3 protein-coding genes are annotated in these 2822 nt (G+C 67.6%); 1 reads left to right on the top strand and 2 read right to left on the bottom strand.

Annotation, left to right across the window (positions count from 1 at the left end; genetic code table 11):
* Positions 1 to 399 precede the first annotated feature (399 nt).
* Both VFS34_03970 and VFS34_03965 read right to left on the bottom strand, forming a co-directional pair.
* The gene (locus VFS34_03970; protein HET9793597.1) at positions 400 to 1653 is read right to left on the bottom strand and encodes an FAD-dependent oxidoreductase; all 1254 of its coding nucleotides are present in this window, start codon (positions 1651 to 1653) and stop codon (positions 400 to 402) included.
* A 124-nt stretch (positions 1654 to 1777) separates the two neighbouring features.
* Entirely contained in the window at positions 1778 to 2200 is a 423-nt protein-coding gene (locus tag VFS34_03965) for a hypothetical protein (protein ID HET9793596.1), read from the bottom strand.
* Between the two features lie 137 nt (positions 2201 to 2337).
* Here VFS34_03965 and VFS34_03960 point away from each other — a divergent pair, with 137 nt between their 5' ends.
* The gene (locus tag VFS34_03960) at positions 2338 to 2715 is read left to right on the top strand and encodes a response regulator (protein ID HET9793595.1); all 378 of its coding nucleotides are present in this window, start codon (positions 2338 to 2340) and stop codon (positions 2713 to 2715) included.
* Positions 2716 to 2822 lie beyond the last annotated feature (107 nt).

Here is a 2822-nt window from a genome sequence, read left to right as displayed (position 1 = left end):
CGAGGAGCGGGCGAAGATCGACGAGTTCTACAAGGAGCGCTACGGGAAATAACCGTCGCACAAGCTCGCTCGGTACCGGGTGATGTGCCCACCGCACGGCTCGCCGAACGAGCGGCTCGACCGCGCCGGCGGGCACCCCCTCGCAGCGCTTCTGCTCCCGCATCGCGGGGCTTTTGCCTCGGTTACTTCGGCAAAACCTCTCCGCGATGCGATAGGCCCGACGGGAACCAACGTGCACGCGACCGCGATCGATTTCAGACGGCGGTGAGGCACGGCGAGACGTGCCGGAAGGTGGGTCCGGCGGGCCGGCCGGCGGGCGAGGCGTACTAAATCACGTACGTTGAGCCCGGCGGCCGGCCCGCCGGGCCCGCATAACGGTGCGTATCGCCGCGCCAGCTCTTAATAGACTTCCCGGTTCTGGACCCGCTCCTTCGTCGCCAGACTGAACTTCTTCTCCACCGGGCCGCCTTCGATGATGCGCGCCGTCACGTACTCGCCGAGCGCCGGGCCGTGCTTGAACCCGTGGCCCGAGCCCCCGCCGACGAGCCAGACGTTCTCGCGATCCGGATGGCGGTCGATCAGGAAATCGCCGTTGGACGTGTTCTCGTACTGGCACACTTCGGAGAGGACCACGGGCGCGTCCTTGAGGCCCGGGAATCGGCGGCCGACGAAGTCGCGGACCTTCGTGAGAGTCTCGGCCGTGATGACCCGCTGCCCCGTGTCCGGATCGAACGCGGGACCGTGATGATCCGGGGCAACCTTGAAACCGCGCCCCTTGAAGTCGGGCAGGCCGTAGATCTCTTCGGCGAAATCGACCCAGACCGGCATCGCCGGCTGCTGGAAACGGGTGTCTCCCGGAGGAACCCCGAAGAAGAAGACCTCCTGCCGCGTCGGGAAGATCCGGTTGCCGAGCAGATCCGGGAAGACCTTCGGAAGCCAGGGGCCGCACGCGAACACGAACGTGTCGGCGGCGATCGTCTTTCCCGACTTCGTCCGGACCGAATTCATCCGTCCCTTCCCTTCGGGCGGAAGAACGGATTCCTGCAGGTATTCGACGCCCTCGGCTTCCGCCATCTGAACGACCGCCTGCACGCCGTGGAACGCCACGAGGAAGCCGCTCTCGGGCTCGTAGATCGCCCAGTCGTTGGGGCCGAAATCGATCTGCGGCCATCGCTTGTCGAGCTCCGCGCGCTCGACGCGCTCGTGGGGCACGTTCAGCCGCGTCAGGGTGGCGAGCGTCTTCGTCGTCAGCGGGTCGTTGCCGCGCGCCATCCACAGCACGCCGGCCTGCTGGAAGAGCGAGGGGCGTCCGACGGGGCCGAAGAGCTCCTTCCAGAGCTCGAGCGAGCGCATCGACCAGCGCGTGTAGATCTCCTGGTCGCCGTATCCCGCGCGGATCACCCGGGTGAATCCGCCCGAGCTCGCGCGCGCGTTTCCCGGCCCGTAGGCGTCGATCAGGGCGACCCGGCGTCCCTTCTTCCGGAGCATGTACGCCGTCCAGGCCCCGAACACTCCGGACCCGACGACGGCGACGTCGTACGGTTTCTCGGCCGCGACCGGGGTCTCGGCCGCTCCGGCTGCGAGCGGGAGCAAGGCGGCCCCGACCGCGCCGGCTGAAGCGGTCTTCACGAACTCCCGGCGTGTCTGCGCCATGACGTCCTCCTCGTTCGAAACCGAGCCTCGGGGAACCGGGCGGCAATGACTTGGGGCGATTCTAACGCCGGCGCCCGCGGGAGGGGTCGGGGACCGGGGAAGACGGCCGGATTCGGCCGCCGCGCTACCGGCAGCGGACGATCCGGCCGTCGCTACCGAGCTCGAGGGTGAACGGACCGACGCCTTCCTGATCGCCGCCGAGCTCCACGGAAAGCGTCATCGTCCGTCCCCGCACCCTCCCGGAATAGCGAACCGCCTGATGCTTCTCGACCTCGCCGACCCGGATTGGCCCGCCGTGCTCCGCGACGAAATCGCCGGACAGCTGGAATCGCCCGTTCGAGTCGAGCGCGAGCGGCGCCGGGATCGCCCCGTGCGCGCAGTCGAACTGAATCACCGCGCCGGACGCGGATACCTCCAGGGTCACGTGCTCCCCGCCCCACTTCCCGCGCGGAATCGTGGAGCCCTCCGATCGGGGGGCCGCCGATACGGTCGGAGCCGCGAAGGCGAACGTGAGCGCGAGAATCGATGAAAAAACCCGAAAGTTCATCGCCGGATTATCTCCCGTCGGGGCCGCTTCTCCGGCGAACCCGATGACCGACCGACGGCACACCGTCCAGAAATCGGGCATTTTCCCGCGCGGCGGTCTCCGACCGGGCCGTCCGAGAGGATTGGTACGATTACTGCGTGCAGCGAACCCGAATGCGGCCGGTCATGATCGTCGACGACAACCCGGACATCCTGTCCGCGATGGAAGCCCTCCTGATCACCGAGGGAATCGAGCCGATCGTGGCGAACGACGGGCTCGAAGCATTCCGGTTGATGGATCTCGGAAAGGTTCCCTCGGTCATCCTCCTCGACAACGCGATGCCGAAGATGAACGGGGCCCAGTTCCTCGCCGCGATGCGGGAACATCCGAAGTTCGCGGGAATTCCGGTGTACGTCATCTCGGCCAGCGGCGACTTCGACGGATCCGCTTCGACCGCCGGGATTTCCGGCTTTATTCACAAGCCGTTCGACCCCGACAAGGTGCTCGCGATCGTCCGGCGCCACTGCCAGGTCTGAGGCCGCCACCCCGCACCCGCGGCTCCGGGTATGATCCGGGGCTCACTCGATGACGCTCTCTGCCGGCTCGCGCCTCGGCCCCTACGAGATCCTCGCTCCGCTGGGCT

The organism is Thermoanaerobaculia bacterium, from assembly GCA_035717485.1.
In the GTDB taxonomy this organism is placed as follows: Bacteria; Acidobacteriota; Thermoanaerobaculia; order UBA5066; family DATFVB01; genus DATFVB01.
The sequence above is the reverse complement of the archived record's forward strand: the minus strand, read 5'-3'. Positions and strand labels throughout refer to the sequence as shown.

Bases quoted from the DNA above. Each gene is read 5' to 3' on its own strand.
- VFS34_03970 (HET9793597.1), bottom strand. From the start codon at position 1,653: ATGGCGCAGACACGCCGGGAGTTCGTGAAGACCGCTTCAGCCGGCGCG.
- VFS34_03965 (HET9793596.1), bottom strand. From the start codon at position 2,200: ATGAACTTTCGGGTTTTTTCATCGATTCTCGCGCTCACGTTCGCCTTC.